17 protein-coding genes and 1 pseudogene are annotated in these 17,291 nt (G+C 67.4%); 7 read left to right on the top strand and 11 right to left on the bottom strand.

From position 1 onward, the window contains the following. Nucleotides 1-94: 94 nt before the first annotated feature. The 3 genes and pseudogenes from ABZ851_RS16565 to ABZ851_RS16555 form a co-directional block, all read left to right on the top strand. Entirely contained in the window at nt 95-328 is a 234-nt protein-coding gene (locus ABZ851_RS16565; RefSeq protein ID WP_361127480.1) for a hypothetical protein, read from the top strand. A gap of 5 nt (nt 329-333) precedes the next feature. Continuing rightward, complete coding sequence (locus tag ABZ851_RS16560; RefSeq protein WP_361127477.1) at nt 334-1,308, top strand: AraC family transcriptional regulator; 975 nt, start codon at nt 334-336, stop codon at nt 1,306-1,308. A 99-nt stretch (nt 1,309-1,407) separates the two neighbouring features. Next, a pseudogene (locus ABZ851_RS16555) lies at nt 1,408-1,542 on the top strand (mini-circle protein); the annotation flags it as partial. 9 nt (nt 1,543-1,551) lie between these two features. Here the strand turns inward: ABZ851_RS16555 and ABZ851_RS16550 are convergent. After that, nucleotides 1,552-2,811, bottom strand: a complete 1,260-nt coding sequence (locus tag ABZ851_RS16550) for a DUF1266 domain-containing protein (RefSeq protein WP_361127474.1) — start codon at nt 2,809-2,811, stop codon at nt 1,552-1,554. A gap of 174 nt (nt 2,812-2,985) precedes the next feature. On the opposite strand from ABZ851_RS16550, the gene ABZ851_RS16545 reads away from it, so the two are divergent. Then, nucleotides 2,986-3,360: a hypothetical protein gene (locus tag ABZ851_RS16545; protein WP_361127471.1), complete on the top strand. Its 375-nt coding sequence runs from the start codon at nt 2,986-2,988 to the stop codon at nt 3,358-3,360. Between the two features lie 158 nt (nt 3,361-3,518). Here ABZ851_RS16545 and ABZ851_RS16540 read toward each other — a convergent pair whose 3' ends face one another. From ABZ851_RS16540 to ABZ851_RS16515, 6 genes are read right to left on the bottom strand one after another with little or no spacing between them, the layout of a single operon-like run. Next, complete coding sequence (locus ABZ851_RS16540; protein WP_361127468.1) at nt 3,519-4,106, bottom strand: O-methyltransferase; 588 nt, start codon at nt 4,104-4,106, stop codon at nt 3,519-3,521. A 32-nt stretch (nt 4,107-4,138) separates the two neighbouring features. Continuing rightward, nucleotides 4,139-4,879 carry a sulfite exporter TauE/SafE family protein gene (locus tag ABZ851_RS16535; RefSeq protein ID WP_336048140.1) on the bottom strand — a complete coding sequence of 247 codons (741 nt, stop codon included), beginning with the start codon at nt 4,877-4,879 and terminating at the stop codon, nt 4,139-4,141. 26 nt (nt 4,880-4,905) lie between these two features. After that, complete coding sequence (locus ABZ851_RS16530; RefSeq protein WP_361127464.1) at nt 4,906-5,433, bottom strand: hypothetical protein; 528 nt, start codon at nt 5,431-5,433, stop codon at nt 4,906-4,908. A 3-nt stretch (nt 5,434-5,436) separates the two neighbouring features. Then, nucleotides 5,437-7,215, bottom strand: a complete 1,779-nt coding sequence (locus ABZ851_RS16525; protein WP_361127461.1) for an FAD/NAD(P)-binding protein — start codon at nt 7,213-7,215, stop codon at nt 5,437-5,439. 13 nt (nt 7,216-7,228) lie between these two features. Further along, entirely contained in the window at nt 7,229-8,524 is a 1,296-nt protein-coding gene (locus ABZ851_RS16520) for a pyridoxal phosphate-dependent aminotransferase (protein ID WP_361127458.1), read from the bottom strand. A 9-nt stretch (nt 8,525-8,533) separates the two neighbouring features. Then, nucleotides 8,534-9,253: a hypothetical protein gene (locus ABZ851_RS16515; protein WP_361127455.1), complete on the bottom strand. Its 720-nt coding sequence runs from the start codon at nt 9,251-9,253 to the stop codon at nt 8,534-8,536. A gap of 1,114 nt (nt 9,254-10,367) precedes the next feature. Here ABZ851_RS16515 and ABZ851_RS16510 point away from each other — a divergent pair. Continuing rightward, nucleotides 10,368-11,078 carry a hypothetical protein gene (locus ABZ851_RS16510; protein WP_361127452.1) on the top strand — a complete coding sequence of 237 codons (711 nt, stop codon included), beginning with the start codon at nt 10,368-10,370 and terminating at the stop codon, nt 11,076-11,078. 46 nt (nt 11,079-11,124) lie between these two features. Beyond that, entirely contained in the window at nt 11,125-11,502 is a 378-nt protein-coding gene (locus tag ABZ851_RS16505; RefSeq protein WP_361127449.1) for a hypothetical protein, read from the top strand. A gap of 162 nt (nt 11,503-11,664) precedes the next feature. On the opposite strand, the gene ABZ851_RS16500 is transcribed toward ABZ851_RS16505, so the two are convergent. From ABZ851_RS16500 to ABZ851_RS16485, 4 genes are all read right to left on the bottom strand, one after another. After that, the gene (locus ABZ851_RS16500; protein ID WP_088800745.1) at nt 11,665-11,973 is read right to left on the bottom strand and encodes a hypothetical protein; all 309 of its coding nucleotides are present in this window, start codon (nt 11,971-11,973) and stop codon (nt 11,665-11,667) included. 176 nt (nt 11,974-12,149) lie between these two features. Next, entirely contained in the window at nt 12,150-13,220 is a 1,071-nt protein-coding gene (locus tag ABZ851_RS16495; RefSeq protein ID WP_361127445.1) for a serine hydrolase, read from the bottom strand. A gap of 159 nt (nt 13,221-13,379) precedes the next feature. Continuing rightward, complete coding sequence (gene argS / locus ABZ851_RS16490; RefSeq protein ID WP_361127442.1) at nt 13,380-15,041, bottom strand: arginine--tRNA ligase; 1,662 nt, start codon at nt 15,039-15,041, stop codon at nt 13,380-13,382. A gap of 252 nt (nt 15,042-15,293) precedes the next feature. Further along, a complete protein-coding gene (locus ABZ851_RS16485) occupies nt 15,294-16,430 on the bottom strand; it encodes an NAD(P)/FAD-dependent oxidoreductase (protein WP_361127439.1) in 1,137 nt (378 codons plus the stop codon). A 92-nt stretch (nt 16,431-16,522) separates the two neighbouring features. On the opposite strand from ABZ851_RS16485, the gene ABZ851_RS16480 reads away from it, so the two are divergent. Then, nucleotides 16,523-17,281 carry a TetR/AcrR family transcriptional regulator gene (locus tag ABZ851_RS16480; protein ID WP_361127436.1) on the top strand — a complete coding sequence of 253 codons (759 nt, stop codon included), beginning with the start codon at nt 16,523-16,525 and terminating at the stop codon, nt 17,279-17,281. Nucleotides 17,282-17,291: the final 10 nt, after the last annotated feature.

Genomic DNA, 17,291 nt, shown 5'->3' with positions numbered 1-17,291 from the left:
CCAAGTGGCCAGCGAAGCGTGGGAGTTGTGACCAGGACCCGCAGCTTCGACGGCAGCACCTTGAACTGACCTGCGCGACCCGAGGGAGTTGACCATGGGCAACGGCAGCAGCCTGATCACCCACCTGCGGCACATCGATGTCGCCATGCCGGACTTCGCCGAGCAGCGTCAGTCCTACACCGAGCTGTGGGGGCTGACGGAGACCGCCGGTGACACCGGTGTCCCGTTCCTGGCGGCCGAAGACTCCCCGAGCCGTACTGACGCCGTACGCGGCCCCCGCCACACATGCTCCCCGGCACCGCGGCGGGCGCACCAAAAGAGGAGCTGAAGGCCGTGCCTGAGCCGCTGCGCACCTACCTCATCAGCAAATCCCGGAACCCGGTCGACCTGCTGAACGCCGCCGCCCTGCTCTTCGGCGGCGCCATAGCCACCTCGCCGCTGAACGGCCTGTGCAGCGGCGATCACGAACTGCGCGGCGTGGCTGCCCACGGCTTCGCGGTGGGCTACTTCGTCTCGCCGCTCGATGTGCGCGTCGCCTCGGCCGAGGGCCACAGGTCCTACTTCGTCAATATCGGCGTCTCCGGCGCGATCTCGGCAGCGCGCGGCAGCCGGCGGGCGACCTTGGACAGGTCGACGGCGGGAGTCGTCAACCCCGGGGACTCCCAGGAACTGCGGCCCGTGCCTGCCCGTGGGACGCGGTTCCTGGGGCTGCGCATCGACGCCGACCTGGTCGACCAGGAATTCCGTGCGCTGACCGGGCACCCGCCGCTGTCCCCCGTACGCTTCGACTTCGCCCTGGACCTGGCCACGTCCAAGGGCCGGGCGGTGCGGCTGCTGGTCCGTGCCCTGCTCGAACAGCTGGACTCGGGAGACCCCCTCTTCCAGCGCTCTGACGTGCAGCGCAGCCAGCTGCGGTCCCTCATCACCGCCCTGCTCCTGGCCCAGCCGCACTCGCACACGGCCGAGCTGCGCGACGGCCGTCCCCCCGGCCACCCGCGGGCGGTGCGCGCAGCCCTCACGTTCATCGAGGCGAACCTCACCGAGCGCATCAGCCTCGCTGACATCGCTCGGGCCGCCCACTGCAGCCCTCGCACCATCAGCTCGGCGTTCCGCAACCGGCTCGGCCTTCCGCCGCTGTCCTATGTCCGCAACCTCCGGCTCGACCGGATCCGTGCGGACATCCTCGCCTCCACCGACCCCATCGGCACGATCGCCTACCGGTGGGGCGTCTCCCACCTCGGCCGCTTCGCGAGCGCGTACCGCGACCGCTTCGCCGAACTCCCCTCCGACACCGCGGCCCGGAGGTAACCCGCCATCGCCCGCTGAGTTCACCATGCCCGCGTCATCCGCCGCACCGCCTGACACGGCGGCAGGTGCCCGCCCCGCGACAAAGGAAGGAAGACCACAGTGCCCGGCTCCACACACCACCACGGCCGCCACGACACCCCGCCGCCCCGGACCGCAGGCAACCAGACCGAGGTCCTGCGGGGATTCCTCGACTACCTCCGGACCTCGATCGCCACGAAGGTCGACGGCGCCCCCGCGGACGTGTCATACCCAGGCAACGGTGCGCCAGGGGCTTTCCGCATGGGTGGCCAGCACTCGATAGGCGTGGAGCATTTCCGTGTACCAGTGCCCGAACTGCTCGTCATCGAAGTGCAGGCAGCGCCCGAGGATGTAGCCGGCCGCGAATTCCTCCCAGGAGTTGTAGGTCATCCGGCTCAGACGTGAGACATGCAGCACCGCCTGCTCAGCGTCCGGGATATCCGTGAAGCGGGCGCCGACTCCCCATCGGGCCATGCAGGAAGCCCGTCCGTAATCCCACGCCAGCACGGACCGCACGCGGCCGTTGGCGGCAAGGATGCCGTCCGCACGAAAACGGCCTTCGTAGCGCGTAATACGGCCGATCAGCTGCTTCACCCCGGCGACCTGGGCATCGGAGGCCGTACCGCCTCTTTCGGCGGCGTTGTGGAGCAACACCTTTTCAGCCGTCTCCCGCCACAGTGCGGGATCGACCGGGCCCCCGAACTGCTGGGACAGGGAGCTGCGGACCTCCAGCACGAACTCCCACGGGCCCCTGACACCCGTTCCTTTGAGGAGGCCGTCCAGTGCACCTTGCCAGCCGCTTCGGCCGGTCACTCCCCACCACTGTTCCAGGCTCTTGCGCTCCAGGAAGTAGCCGTTGCCGTGTGTGCCCATGGCGTTCCACAGGGCTCCGTTGGTGACGTTCATCAGCGCCCCGCACCCCAGCCCGTGGGCTACGGGCCCCTGGAGCGGGGCACCCACCCACAAGGTGCGCAGGGTGCCGCGTTGCACGTCCGACCCCTTCCCCCGGTCGGCATGTGCCTTCCACAACCCCGGATTGGGCGGGAAGTACGCCTCGCAGGGAGTGCCCGGGTTGACTGCCAGCCACCGATCGTCGCTGCCCCACGCTTCGGCGAAGTCGCCCAGGGATATCAGGCCGAACACCGGATCAGGCGCGGGGGCCGGCAAGACGCCTTCCGTCAGGACGACTTCGCACCACCGGCCGACGGCCGGGCTCCAATAGGACAGCGGCGGAACCACGTCAGGCCCGTCCGCCTCCCGACGGGACATCGAGAGGAAGAGGTCGCTATCGGCGAGCACATCGAAGTATCCGACCCAGTCACCGCGCGTTTTTGCCTCGTAGAGCTTTCGCTCGATCTCGGTCGGCGCTTGCCAGGGCGCTGAAGGCTGCGGCTGGGCCACAGCCGCCGGTGGGTTCCACATCGCCATGAACACAAACCTTACAAAGCGCACAGGAGCGATAACGCGGCGGGACGGCGTCGGCATGCGGTCAGGTCTTCTCCGGTCGCGCGCCCGGGCGTGCCCCCGGTGGGGGCGTTGAGTCCCGGCAGCGCCGTCCGGCTCGCTCGGGAGCTCTTTTACCGTCAGGCACTTCTGCCACAACTCACCCTGTGTTTATGGTGACTTGAGACCGCAGAGCGCGGTCGAGAGGAGATCGTCATGCCCACGCAGACCAGCAGCGCATCGCGCCACCTTCCCCGCTTCGAAGACGCGGAACCGCTCGGCCCGCAGGACGCGGAGTTCGCCAGGGACATCAAGGCCGTGCTGGAGAAGCACGGCAACCTGGACCGGTTCGGCCTGGTCCTGTTACACGACCATTTCTCCATCGGCAGCGACGAAGTGCCCGTCGAGACGAACGACCCGCAGGCCCGCACACTGCACGTCAAGGTGGAGAAGAAGGCAGAGACCCAGCACGCCCGGCCATCGCAGTGGCGGTTCGTGGCGGACTCCGAGGAGACACCCGCCGCACAGAGCGACAGCACCCCCTACGAGGTGCTGATGCTGTGCCTGACGCTTGCCTGCGAACGCCGCTGAGGCCGGACACCCCCGGCTGACACGCCCGCACACAGGGGGAGGGCTGTACCAGCTCCCGCGAGTACAGCCCTCTCCGTGCTGATGACCGCCCGTTCAGGCCAGATCCGGCGGTCGGGTCCGTCATCCCCCCGCCCGGGCGCTCGAAGTGCGCGGACCCGTTACGCCTCCTCCTTCAGGATCACCAACTCGCCCTTGCCGATCGGGGAGAGGGAGCTGAGGTAGCCCTCCGAGGCCGTGACCAGCCGGCTGAAGTCTTCCATCTGGTGGGCGTGGGAGGTCGCGTTGTCGACCACGAGGAGGTGGCCGGGCGCGAGGATTCGCTGTAGTGAGGGCCACCAGCCGGCGTACTGTCCGCGATCGCTGTCCAGGAAAATGAAGTCGTACTCGCCCGCTTCACGCGTGGCGAGGAAGCGGCCGGCCTCGTCCCCGATCTGCTGAATGCGGGGGCCGAGCCCGGCACGCTGAAAGTTCCGCTCCGCCAGCGCGCGCTTGTCAGGGGCCTTTTCGATGGTGGTGACCGAGCCGTCCTCGCCCACGGCGTCGGCGAGCCACAGCGTCGAGTAGCCGTTCGACGTCCCGATCTCCAGCAGGTTCTTGGCCTTGGAGGCCTTGACGAGCAAGGCGAGGAACACGCCGGTGTCGTGCGTGATGTTCAGCATCTTCCGGCTTCGGTCGTCCGTCGCCGCATCGTTGGTACTGCCGAATTCCTCCAGCTCCCGCAGCAGTTCGGCGAGACCGTGTTCCATGGCGATTCCTCTCCTTGCGTCATGAAGCCTCATCAGCCGGCCAGACTCTGTATCGCGACGTACAGGCCGAGGAGCAACAGGGCGACACACAATACTGTGCGGAACTTTTCCTCGGAGATCCTCCGGCGAATCCGATTGCCGACCGACATCCCGAGAAATGCCGGGGCCAGGGCGGCGGCCGACATGACGCCGAGATCCATGCTGAGCAGGTCCTGTGTCCGCAGCGACCATGCCAGGCCAACGGTGGAGAGCGTGAAGAGGATCCCCATGCTCTGCACCAGTTGGTCCCGCAGCAGCCCGATGGACTGCAGGTAGAAAACTCCCGGGACGGCCGACGAGCCGGTCATTCCGGTGAGGAAGCCGTTGGTGGCGCCGAAGGCCACACCCGCGGGGTGGTGCCACCATCTGTCCCTGATGTTCACCCGGAGCTTGAACAGCCCGAGCAACCCGTACACCGTGAGCCCCAGACCGAGCAACGCGGACATCACGTCCGCCCGGAAGTAGCTCAGCGTGAACGCACCCGAGACCGTGAAGACCGTGGCGGCCAGGAGAAACGGCCAGGTGAGCCGCACGACTTCCCGGCCGTGACCACCGCGCGACGCCTGAACGACATTCGTCAGGAACGTCGGAATGAGAATCAACGCCTTCGCGGGGTGGATCCCGACCGTCGCCGCGAGAATTCCCAGGACGACGGGCGGCAGGCCGAGGCCGGTCAAACCCTTGATCAACCCACCCGCGAAGAACGTCAGAACGATCAGCGTGACGGTGGCCACGTCGAAGGAGAGCAGGGCCGTGTCGGTCAAGAGTTGCGGCCACTCCGCGGGTGCGCCGTCTCCACTCCGCGGGAGGCGAAGCACCGCAGTGCCGCCACGACGTCAGCCTGCTCCTCCGCGTCCAGGACCTCGGGCCTCTCCTGTTCGAACTGGTCGGCGAGTTTGATGATGTCGCTCTTGCGGTCCTCGATGTGCACGGCGCCGTCCGTGACCGGCGTCGCGGTGCGCTCGGCGAATTTCCCCGCAATGTCCTTGGCAGCCGGGACGAAGTTGATGTCGAAATCGCCGATCTGCAGGAGGACGTAGCGTGAGGGCGTTCCGACAGGCGCTCCGTTGACGAACCTGTGCTTGCTCGGGTGGGGAACCTGGAACATCTGATCCGGGTGGACGGTGAACACCTCGTCCGTATCGGGCAGCTCGATCGTGATCTGGCCCCGTGAGCAATACATCATGTCGGACACTTCATTATGGAAGTGATAGGGGACAGCCTTGTGGTCGAGATTGAAAAGGCTGACCCGCAGGCCGTCCTGGTAATGGAACTCTTTCATCTCCATCGTTCAACTCCCTGTCTCGCTGGTGACCAATCCGGGACCGTCGACGGCGACGGAGGGTGTCGTGACGGCCGTCGCGACGTCGAGCCACTCCTCGGCAACCCACTCGGCCGCCTCGACGAATGCGCCGGCGAAATTGTGTTCGTGCTGCCAGAACCTGACGGGCGAACCGTAGGAGGTGAGATGCGGCGACGGAACACACCCGTCGCCCGCCCGCTTCATCACCCGGTACCCGCCGCGGGCGTCGAGCGCGATACCGCCCGTGACATATCCCCCTTCCTCATGCGGGACGATCTCGCCTCGCCTCAGAAGGTTCTGCACCAACGGTGACGGATGGTTCTCCATGCTGAAGTCCTGCCCGCTGGCACGGATCACGCAGTCCGCCCGCAGCGTCGACTGTCCGCCCGCGTCGGACCGGTAGGTGATCCGGAAATCACCGTCCTCCCCCACTGCTGTCCGCGGTGCGTCATAGCCCTGCCTGACGGTCGTCAGTATCCCGGCGTCCATCAAAGCGAGAAGCTTCTCCGCGTTCGCGGACGGCATCGGCACGGCCGTCCGGATGAAGTGGGTGTCGAGCAGGCGGTCGTACGTCGCCTTGTCAGCCGGTTCGAGCTGGTTGTAGAAGCGCATCCGCCGCGCTTTCAGCACGATGGTGTGGATGAGGTTTCCGGTGTACGAGTCCCGGAGATCACTCGCGAGCTTTTCCTTGGCGGAGGGATAGCCGGGGTTCGTGATGTCGTTCCACCCCACTGCCCCCTCGGTCGCCCGGCGCAGGTCCTTGTCCAAGAGCTCCAGAATGCGCTCGATCGTCAGCTGCCCCTGGTGATCGCGCCGGATCTCCGCCAGGCGCTCCTCCGTGAAGTGGTGCGGCTCGTACGGTACGAGCGGCCCCCGCACGGGAGGGAAGAACCCGCAGCGCGATCCAGCGACGATGTGCAAGGGCTCCTCGCCGGCCTGCGCCGCCGGCTGGTACGACGCGATATGACCGTCGTCGGTGTACGTGAACTCGCCGTCACCGCACAGGGTCATGATGGCGTCGATACCGCTCGGCCCCATCCCCTGAACGAACACACGGGGCCGCTCGCCACGTGCGCGCCGTAACCGGATGCGTTCGGCGACGGCCGCTTTCACCGCGTCCGGCGGATAGGGCGTCATGACGTATCCACTCTCTCCGGAAAGTGGGTCGGCCGCCTTGGACTGCCAGTGCCCGGTGCTCAGCAGGACGCGGTCGATCCCGTCCACTGTGAACTCGTGGTCGGTATCGAGGCTACGGAGGGACAGGGCGAATCCCTGCTCCGTTGGATAGCCGTCGACGGCCTCGTGGCGCACGTACTGCTGAACGTCGATGCCCTGTGCGCGGGCCCGCTCGACGGTCTCGTGGAACCGCTTCTCCAGATACAGGCCGAACAACGCACGCGGGTAGAACTCGCCGTTTTCGGGCTGCCATTCACTGAGCGCGACTCCGGGGTGGGTCTCCCGGACCAGCTCCGGACAGTCCCTGATGAGCCACGGTTTGCTCGCGGCCAGCCAGTCGACGAAATCATTGCCGTGGATACCCATGGTGCTCGCCTCGTTGTTGCACCGATGCGCAAGCTGGACGTTGTCCTTCGCATAGGGATATCCCGGCCCGTTCACCGGCCCCCGCTCCACCGTGACGATCGTGACGGCCGAGGGGGAGAGCGAGGGCCTGCGGCGTGGATCGGTAAGTCGTTGCACCACATGCCACAACGCGCAGGTTCCTGCGAAACCCGTGCCGATGATGCAGAAGGTGATGCGTCCCCTCATCTTGGCATTCAGGTCAGGACTCCAAGCGTGTGAGGGCGCGCCTGATACGTATGCCGGCCTGGCTCACGAGCCCAGCCGTCCGGCCGCAGTTGATCCGCACGAGGTGATCGAGGTAGTGGCCCTCCGCGAAATGGCTGCCGCAGATCGTGGCGACCTTCGCCTCCTCCAGCAGAAACTGATCGGCGCTGCTGTAGCCCTGCTTCTGGTAGGCGTCGGCGTAGCTCGAAAAGTCGACGAAGAGGAAGTAGCCCCCTTGGGCAGGGCTGATCTTCAACGCGGGGACGGCTTCGAGTTCGCGCAGCATGGTCTGGAGATTGGCGCGTGCGGTCTTCGCCCTGCCGGCCGCCACCTCGTCCATTTCCGGCTGCAGGGCGATATGCGTGGCGACCTGTCCGTAAGTGGAGGCGAACGAGGTGATGTTGACCTGTGCGCGCGCCGCCGCGTCCACGATGTCCGCCGGACCGCAGAGGTAACCGATCCGGTCGCCGTGCATTCCGTACGTCTTGCCCGGCCCGGTCACCGACAGCGTCCACGGCCGCATGGAGCAGCGGCTGCCGTCAGGGAGCGGAACGTCGATGGCGGCGAACGTCTTGGCGCGGTCCCCCACGATATGGGCCTCGTAGGGAGAGTCGAACAGGACATGGACGGGGCTCTCGCCGCGGGACTCACACCGCATATTGTGCCGGGCGAGGACATCGGCCAGCGCCGACAATTCCTCGGTCGAATAGACCTTGCCCGTCGGGTTGATGCAGTCGCCGAGCACGACAATCTTGGTTCGCTCCGAGAGCGCTTCCTCAAGAGCCGGCGCCGTGAGCCCGTCGTGCGCCGTGACCAGGACGGTCTTCGGGATGGCTTCGTGCAGCCGCACCATGTCCGAGTAGTGCGGCCAGTTGGGCACGGGGATCACGACTTCGTCGCCCGGGTTCAGCAGGGCGTGGAAGACCACCGAAATCGAACCCTTCACACCGCCCGGTGTGACCATGATTTCACGGTTCGGATCGTACGCGATTCCATGGAGGCGGGCCACGCGCGCGGCCACGGACTCCAACAGGAACGGAAACCCTCTGACGGGCGCGAAGGCATGAATCGTGTCGGACTGCTTCTCCACGAAATCAATCACACCTCGGTCGATCCGGGGATCGGTCGGTGTGTCCAGCGCGCCGATGCTGAGGTCGATGATCTGGTCGTTCTCGGGGAGTGACTTGTTGAGCGCGGCGATCTTCGCCGCGGTCCCGTGAGTCACCGACTCCGGAATGCTCAGGACGGCATCGGAAATTCCACGATTTTTCTGCACGGTCGGCCGATTCACCTCTCCCCGCTAGGAATTCAACTCGCGGACGGCCTTGTGCATCGCGTTCCACATTTCGTGTTGTATCTTCAGCGTCTCGTTCGCGCCGTAGGTGATCTCGGCGACGTCGGCTTCGGTGCGGCAGTTGTTCTGGACGCACTTCTTCGCATCGGCGGCATGGCGTTCCTCGACGCCCTCATCACCGACGTGGACATTGAAGTAGATCTCGACGTTGTTGACGAACTCGGCTTCGGGCTGCTTCTGGTTGCTGTTGCGGAACGCCGTACGGCAGACCTGCAGCATCCTGTCGGCGTGGGACTCCAGGGCCATCGCGACGCCCAGCATGCGGTGGTAGTTGGCCCCCAGTAGCTCCCGGGTGCGCTCGCGGTACGCGAACGTCTCCGGGATGACCAGGTCACTGTGGCGCGCGTCCTTCACGAGTAACGGCGCCAGGCCGAACTCGATCTTGCCGTGCAAGTTGTGGGCGTTCTCCATCAACACCTCATGGCAATGGGCGGCCTCGCCGTTCCCGGCCTCCTCGTTGAGGATGTAGGAGAACAGGACCAGGGTATCCCGGTCGTCGTTGGCCGCTGCCTGCGCACACACGTGAGCAATGCCTTTGACCGTGCCCTCGGTGCGCTGGAAGAAGTTCGCCCGGTGGAATTCATAGGTGCGGCTGTTCCACGGCGAGTTCTCCAGGAACTTGAAGTACTCATTCTCGTAGACCGGGTGCCGGTCCAACTCGTCCATGAGCGAAGTGACTTGATCGTGAAGTGCCGTTGCCGTGCTTGTCGTCATCTTGCTTCACTCCAGTTCACACAGGTGTGGATCGCGGTCAATAAGATGGTCAAATTGACGCAACGATCCACTGGATAGATGCCTTGAGACGTCTTCGATTGCGCTTGATCACTATCACGAGCCATCGTGGCGGTCCTGCCGGTGAACTGCGGGGGTCACTCCGCGAATTCACCATCCCGCACCATGCGAATGTTCGCGCCCGAGGAAGGTCGCTTCATTCCACGGACGGGGGAGAGTTGCTCGCTCCCCCGCACGCCCCAGTGCGCCGCGAAGAGCTGAGACCCGGAATCGGACAGGACCGAAAAAACCTACAGACCTTCCTCCTGATGAAGGCAGAAGAATCGCTGAACGTATATCCACCCTCCAGGTGAGCCACGATGACCACCCCGGTGTTCGGCCGTGTTCCATGATTGCCTAAAGGTTGATTCAGGAACAGTCTTTACCGGCCACTTGTCGAGAGCCGTACCACTACCCATGGTCACGCCTTCGTTACTCCACCGGGAACGCCGGCGCGGGGTAACGGATGGCCCCGATGGTGCGGAAGTGGCGCCTGCGGCAGCACTGCCCCAGGAAGAACCGCTCTCCGAGGCTCCGGAGCGACGGGTACGGCGTCATGACGTGGCGGCGAACTCCTGGGGCTACTGGCCCTGCATGCCCGGAAGTCATAGTCGGCTTGAAGTAGGCAGTTTGGACCGGAGAGATCGTCTCCAGCTCTGCGGTACGACAGCCGTGCCGCCGCCGGCCCCCGCCCGGAGTGCTGCGCACAGGGCTGCCCGCCAACGGCCCCAAAGACGGCGGCGGTTACGCTCCCCCGGCGTCCCGCACCGCCTGACTCTCGCGATCACCGCGGTTCACCTCGCACCGCTGGATGCACGTCAGATGCCACTGCCTGTGTCCCAACTCGGCAGCGTGCGCCCGGCCCCTGAGGCTCGCCTTGGCGTACTTCCCTTGCTCAGCAGCGTGTTAGCCGGGTGTTAGCGGAGTGGCAGCCGTCCGCTAGTGGCCCCGAGCAGAGTGGGTGACGTACCGAGGAAACCACGACACCGACCGCCCCGGGGAATACGAAATGAGCTCCAGCTCCACCGTCCGCACCGCTCGTCGCCGCACGCTGCGTATCGCCGCCGCTGTCCTGACCGCGGCCGCCGGCCTCACCCTGACCGCCTGCTCCGGCTCGGACGCCGGCGGCACGAAGTCCGCGGGCCACACGAACATGCGCTCGACCGCCGCCGAGTCCACCGCCGCGGGCTGGTCCGGATTGCAGAGCACCGACGCCAAGGCCGACGTCAAGGCGAGCGTCGCGGACAAGCAGTCGGGCCGGCAGCAGTCGGGCAGCGCGCACACCGGGGCCGGTGCCACGGCGGCATCGCCGGTCCGCACCCAGCGCCTGGCGGACGGCATCAGCAAGGCCGAGATCTACCAGCTGGGCGACCAGCACTACCGCGCCAAGATCGTCGCTCGCGGTTCGGTCCTGGCCACGCTGGAGACGAAGGGGCACGACGACGGGCTCGACGCCAACGACATGTTCGTCACGCTCACGCTGGACGGCCAGGTCCACTCCTGGATGGGTGGCGGACACCAGGGACCGGGCACCTTCAAGCTCGCGGGCGGCTGGACGGCCAAGGTCACGAAGATCGGCGAGCTGCGGTACCGCGCACAGATCATCGGCCACGACGGCGTAGCCGCCACCCTGGAGACGAACCAGCACGACGCCGGACTCAACGCCAACGGCATCTACATCGTGCTCAGCGCCGGCGGCGTGATCAGCGCCCACGCGTAAATACCCGGCCGGCCACCTTCGTCAGCCCGATCGACTGAACACTCGGTTGACGGTCCGGCTGACGACCCGGCCGACCACTCGACTGCCCCTCTCGGTACCGCCCTGGACATGGGCCAAGACCGTCTCCGAGCAGGACCAGCTCGGAGCAGTAATGACGAGCAAGGAGAAGAAGACCATGAAGTCGTGGCGTACCCGTATCGGTGTCGGTCTCGCTGTCAGTGCCGCAGCGGTCGCCATTCCGCTGACCGCCACCACCGCCTCCGCCGCCCCTCCGCCCGGCGACGGCTGGGTCCCCGTCGGTGCCCTGAAGTACCCGTCGAAGGCGGCGTGCGAAGCGGCGGAACTCCCGCAGGCCCAGGCGAACGGCTACCACGAGGTGTGGTGCGACGACAGCGAGACCATCATGCCCATCTACAGCCGCTGAGGCTCTCCACCCGGCGGTGAGGCGTCCCCCCGACGCCGCCGCCAAAAAGTCCGCTGCCCCGGTGTGTCACACCGGGGCAGCGGACTTTCCGCGTCCACCACCCGCCGACCGCCGGATCCGGTCCCCCTGCGGCAGTCCCCGCGGCCGGCGGCCCTTACTCGGCTACTCGACCGCATACAGCAGGTTGTACTCAGCACCATCCGCCCTGAAGCGCAGACTGCGCTCACCGGGCGTATCCGTGATCCACTGCTCCCCCGGCCTGCCGTCCCCGACCGCTCCGCCGGCCTCCCCGAGGGAGACGGCAATCGTTCCCGTGAAGTCGCAGTCGTACTTGACGGTGTACATCCGGTCTCCCAGCACCGTCCTGTTCCACACGGTGCCACGATGCTGGACAACAAGCCTCGGCTCGTCGACGCCGCTCCAGCCCTCAGTCGTGACGCACTGGAGCTTCTCCAGATAGAGCTTGGCCATACCGTCCCCTGTGAAGGATCCTTCTCGACACTTCACATCCTGCCGAGCCGCAATAAACGATCACTAAACGTGCCGTGGGCCGGGTCAGGAGCCGGGGAGGGGGACAGGGGACGGGGCAGGGGCGGAGCCGACGGTGCCGCGTGCGGTGTGCGCTCAGCGCAGGGGGCGCTGCCCGTTCAGTGGGCGAAGCCCCAGTCGAGCATCTTGGCGGCGTCGTCGAAGCGGCTCGCCTGGTCGTCCTTGAGGATCGCGCCGACCAGGGTGCGGTTGTCCCGCTCGGCAGCGAAGACGAGGGCGTAGCCGGCCTCCGGGCCGCTGCCCGTCTTGATGCCCAGCGCGCCGTCGTAGCTGCTCAGCAGCTTGTTGGTGTTGTCCCAGGTGTAGTACCGGATGTGGCCGTTGGCGGCCGGGGCCTCGGCCTTGTACTGCTTGTTCTTCACGATGTCGGCGAACACCGGCTGCAGCATGGCGCGCTGGCCGAGCTTGGCCAGGTCGCGGGCGGTGCTGTAGTTGCTGCCGTGCGAGATACCGTCGAAGCCGTCGAAGTGGGTGCCGGCCAGGCCCAGTTGTTGCGCCTCGACGTTCATCTGGTTCACGAAGTCGGCGATCCGCGCGTCCGCGGTGGCACCGGCGCCGAAATTGTCGGCCAGGGCCATCGCGGCGTCGTCGCCGGACGGGATCAGCATGGCGTGCAGCAGCTGCTCGACGGTCAGCCTGTCGCCGGTCTGGAGGTCGGCGGTGCTGCCGCCGACCTTCTGGACGTAGTCCCGGTACTCCTGCTTCACCGTGATCTGCCGGTTCAGCCACTCCGGGTGCTTGAGCACCACCATGGCCGTCATGATCTTGGTGGTGCTGGCCATCGACACGCTCTCGTCCGCCTTGGCCCCGCCCCACAGCTCCCGCTCCTGGCTGCCGTCGCGGGCGTCCAGCAGGAAGGCGTGGTCGGCGTGGATCTGCGGAGCGTCCTGGTCCTTCGCGGCCTGCGCGGCGGTGGCCTTGCCCTTGGCGGCGTGCTGCCGGCCCGCCTGGGCGGACCCGGACTGCCGCTGCGTTCCCTGCCTGTGGGCCGCCGCCGCGGTGGCCTCGTTGCCCTGCTGGTCGTTCTCGTCCGCGGAGTGCGTGGCGCCGGGGGTGGCCGCCTGGGCCAGGCCACTGGCGGTGATCGGCAGGGCGGCACCGACAAGTGCGACCATCGCGATCCGGACTCCGGTGCGGTGTATGCGGTTGGGGCGGGCGTGGGAACCCATGGGGCGTCCATCCTTCCGGCGAAGGGACGCCGGTATGTAGTAGAACTCAGTTCATACGGAACCTACTTGTGTGACGACAGTTGACTCAAGTCGGCTATGTCATAGCCCTGTGACGGGGGTTTACCTCTGTGGTGAGTGGTGATCAGGCAGCGGTCGTCCTCACATCCGTTCCGGTGCCGAGACTCCGAGCAGCTGCAGCCCGTTGCGCAGCACCAGCCTGGCGGCCTCCGTGAGCCACAACCGGGCGCGGGTGCGGTCGTCCGGGTCCTCACCGGTCCGTGGCAGTACCCGGCACGCGTCGTAGAAACGGTGGTAGGTGCCGGCCAGCTGCTCCAGGTAGTGGGCGACCCGGTGTGGCTCGCGCAGCGTGGCGGCGGTGGCCACGACCTGCGGGAACTCGGCCAGCATGCCCAGCAGATCGGCCTCCCGCTCATGGGTGAGCAAAGAAGGGTCGAAGTCCTCCGGCGCGCCCTTCCCGATCCCGGCTTCCGCCGCCCTGCGCTGTACGGCGCACGGCCGGGTGTGCGCGTACTGGACGTAGTAGACGGGGTTGTCGTTCGACTGCCGGGTGAGCAGGTCGATATCGAGATCGATCATCGTGTCCACGCTGGCCCGTGCCAGCGCGTACCGTGCGGCGTCCACGCCCACCGCCTCGACCAGGTCGTCCAGGGTGACGACCGTGCCCGCCCGCTTGCTCATCCGGACCGGCGCACCGTCCTTGACCAGGTTGACCAGTTGACCGATCAGGATCTCCAGATGCGTGTCGGGGTCGTCGCCGAAGCAGGCCGCCATGGCCCGCATCCGGCCCACATAGCCGGCGTGGTCGGCGCCGAGCATGATGACGACCCGCTCGAAGCCCCGGGACCGCTTGTTGAGGTAGTACGCGCAGTCCGCGGTGAAGTACGTCCAGGAACCGTCGCTCTTCACCAGGACCCGGTCCTTGTCGTCACCGAAGTCCGTGGTGCGCAGCCAGACCGCTCCCGCTTCCTCGAAGAGGTGACCGCCCTCCCGCAGACGGGTGACGGCGGCATCCAAGTCGCCCTTGTCGTGCAGGTCCTTCTCGTTGAAGTAGACGTCGAAGTGGGTACCGAAAGCGGCGAGCGACGCCTTGATCTCGTCGAACATCAACGCCGTGCCCTCCGTCCGGAAGGCGGCGACGGCCTCGGTCCGCGCCAGTTCCAGGGCCCCGGGCTGCCGGCGCAGCACCGTGGCGGCGATCTCCTCGAGGTACGCGCCGCTGTAGCCGTCTTCGGGCGCCGGTGCGCCCTGCGCCGTGGCGAGCAGAGAGCGGGCGAAGCGGTCGATCTGCCCGCCGGCGTCGTTGAAGTAGTACTCCCGCGACACGTCCGCCCCCGCTGCCTCGAGCAGCCGGGCGAGCACATCGCCCACGACTGCCCACCGGGCCCCGCCGATGTGCACCGGCCCGGTGGGGTTCGCCGAGACGAACTCCAGATTGAGCCGGAGGCCGCCGAGCCGGTCCGAACGGCCATAGGCGTCACCGGCCAGGACGATGTCGCGCGCCAGGGCGCCGATCGCCGCGGTCTCCAGGGTGATGTTCAGGAACCCGGGGCCCGCCACCTCGGCCTTCGCGACTCCGGCGGCCGCGCCCACCAGCGGCGCCAGCACCTCGGCGACGGTGCGGGCGGGCAGACCGGCGGACTTGGCGAGCTGCAGGGCGACGTTGGTCGAGTAGTCGCCGTGGCTGCGGTGCCGGGGGCGCTCCACACGGATCTCCCCGGGCACCTCTGCTGAGATGCGTCCGGACCGGATGGCTGTGTGTATGCCGTCGGAGATGACGACCGCAAGATCTTCTGGAGTCACGGCAGCGACGCTACCGGGGGCAACGGCGCCCGGAACACTGATTATCCGCGGGACATGGCGGCGGCCGGCGGGGCGGCCGAGGCCGTGGTGAGGCTTCGTCCAGGACGTCGTGGGAGCGGATCAGGTCGGTGATCATTCGGGCTGATGCCGGTGGCGCCCTCGCCGGTCCCGGTCCCGGTCCCGCTCCCGGAGACGATCCACACCCCCGGCGGACGTCGGGAGGCCGTCGCTCAGGTTCGCCGCCGCACCGGCTCAGGCGGAGGTGCTTTCGTCTTCCGAGAACAGGCTGATGACCCCGGCGGGGGCGTTGGCGCCGAAGATGAAGTCGATGGTGCGGTGGGCGTCGGCAGCCGCCTGCCGGCTCCGGAGGAACATCCCGCTCTCGTGGTCGGCGAGGGCCCGCTCGATGTCGTCGGGGTGGGCCGCGAGCGCCGTACCGAGTTCGGCGCCGTCGAGCATCGCGAGATTGGCTCCGTCTCCTCCGGGGACGGTCGCGTGTGCCGCGTCGCCGAGGAGTGTGACGCCGGGGACCCGGTCCCAGCGGTGGTCGTCCGGCAGCTCGTAGATGCTGCGCAGGACGGGTGCGGACTCGCCGTCGGTGATCAGGGACAGCAGTTCCGGTGCCCAGCCGTCGAACTCCGCCGCTATCCGTGCCTTCGCCGCCGGGACGTCGGTGAAGTCGATCGCATCGAACCACTCCACGGGACGGTGCAGCACGACGTAGGTGTGGACGACGTCACCGGCTTCACGGTGGGCAAGGAATCCTTTGCCCGGGACCAGGGCGTACAGGGCGCCGTTCCCGACGAGGCCGGCCACGCGCGGGTGGGCCGTGTCGACGTCATGAAGGCAGGTGTCGACGTAGCTCATGCCCGAGTACACCGGCCGCTCGTCCGACAGGAGCGGCCGGACCTTGGACCAGACCCCGTCGGCGCCCACGAGGACGTCGGACACGGCCGACGAGCCATCCGCGAACGACACCTGGTGTCGTCCGTTTCCGAGGGGGGTGGCCGAGACGAGTTTCCTGCCCCAGCGCACCGTGCCGGGCGGCAGTGAGGCGAGCAGGATCCGGCGGATGTCACCGCGCAGTGTTTCCGGCCGTGACAGGGAGCCGTCGTCCGGCCGGTCGACGACCACGCGTCCCTGCTCGTCGACGACACGTCGTGCTCCGCCGCCCCGGTGGATGATCGAGCGGTACTCCTCGGTGAGCCCGGCCATCTCCAAGGCGAGCTGGCCGTCTTCCTCGTGGAGGTCGAGCTGTCCTCCCTGGGTGCGGACGCCTGCGGACTTCTCCGCCTCGTAGACGGTGGCGGGGATGTCGTGGAGGTGCAGGATCCGGGCGAGCGTGAGTCCGCCAAGACCGGCGCCGATGATCGAGACCGAGGTCGTCATGGTGATTCCTTTCGCGTTGGTTCGCTTTCCCACACCGATGACGAACATTGTTCTGTTGACGATCATTGTTCGTCAACGGGTAGAGTGGCGTCGTGGCAGGACGACGGGCAGCGCGTGACGCAATCTCCCGGGATCAGTGGGCGGCGCTGATCTCGGCCAAGAACGCCGACTCGGAAACCGGAGGGCGCCGGGCCGCCGGCCGGAGGAAGACGCCCCTCACGGTGGAGCGCATCATCGACGCCGCTCTCCAGGCGGTCGAGGAAGGCGGCTTCGAGGACCTGACGATGCGCATGGTCGCGGCGAGGCTCCAGACCGGCCCCGCGTCGCTGTACGCGCACGTGCGCAACCGGGCGGAGCTCGGTGACCTGCTCATCGGCAGGCTGTGCTCGCAGGTCGCTCTCCCCGCACCGGACCCCGCGTGCTGGCGGGAGCAGTTCATGGACGTGTGCGCACAGCTGCGCGATCAGTTTCTGCGCTACCCCGGCATCGCGCAGGCCGCTCTCTCCGTGGTGCCCGCCGATCTGGCAACGCTGCGGGTCGGCGAGGCATTGCTCGCGATCCTGCTCGCCGGTGACGCGCCCGCCCGGCAGGCGGCCTGGGCCAGCGACGCGGCCTTCCTCTACATCACGGGCTACTGCCTGGAGGCATCCGTGGCCCGGCGGCAGGCTGAGGACGCCGACGGCCGGGTGATCGACCGCGCCGAAATCGCGGAACGGCTCCGGATGCTGCCGCCCGACCTGTTCCCCCATACCGTCGCGCATGCACGGGAGCTCACCTCAGGTGCCGGACACGACCGGTTCACCTTCACCCTCACCCTGCTGCTGCAGGGGCTGGTCCCGCCACGGCCGTGAACGGTCCCGG

It is taken from the genome of Streptomyces sp. NPDC047049 (genome assembly GCF_040643995.1).
In the GTDB taxonomy this organism is placed as follows: Bacteria; Actinomycetota; Actinomycetes; order Streptomycetales; family Streptomycetaceae; genus Streptomyces; species Streptomyces mooreae.
This window is presented reverse-complemented; position numbering and strand designations above follow the sequence as displayed.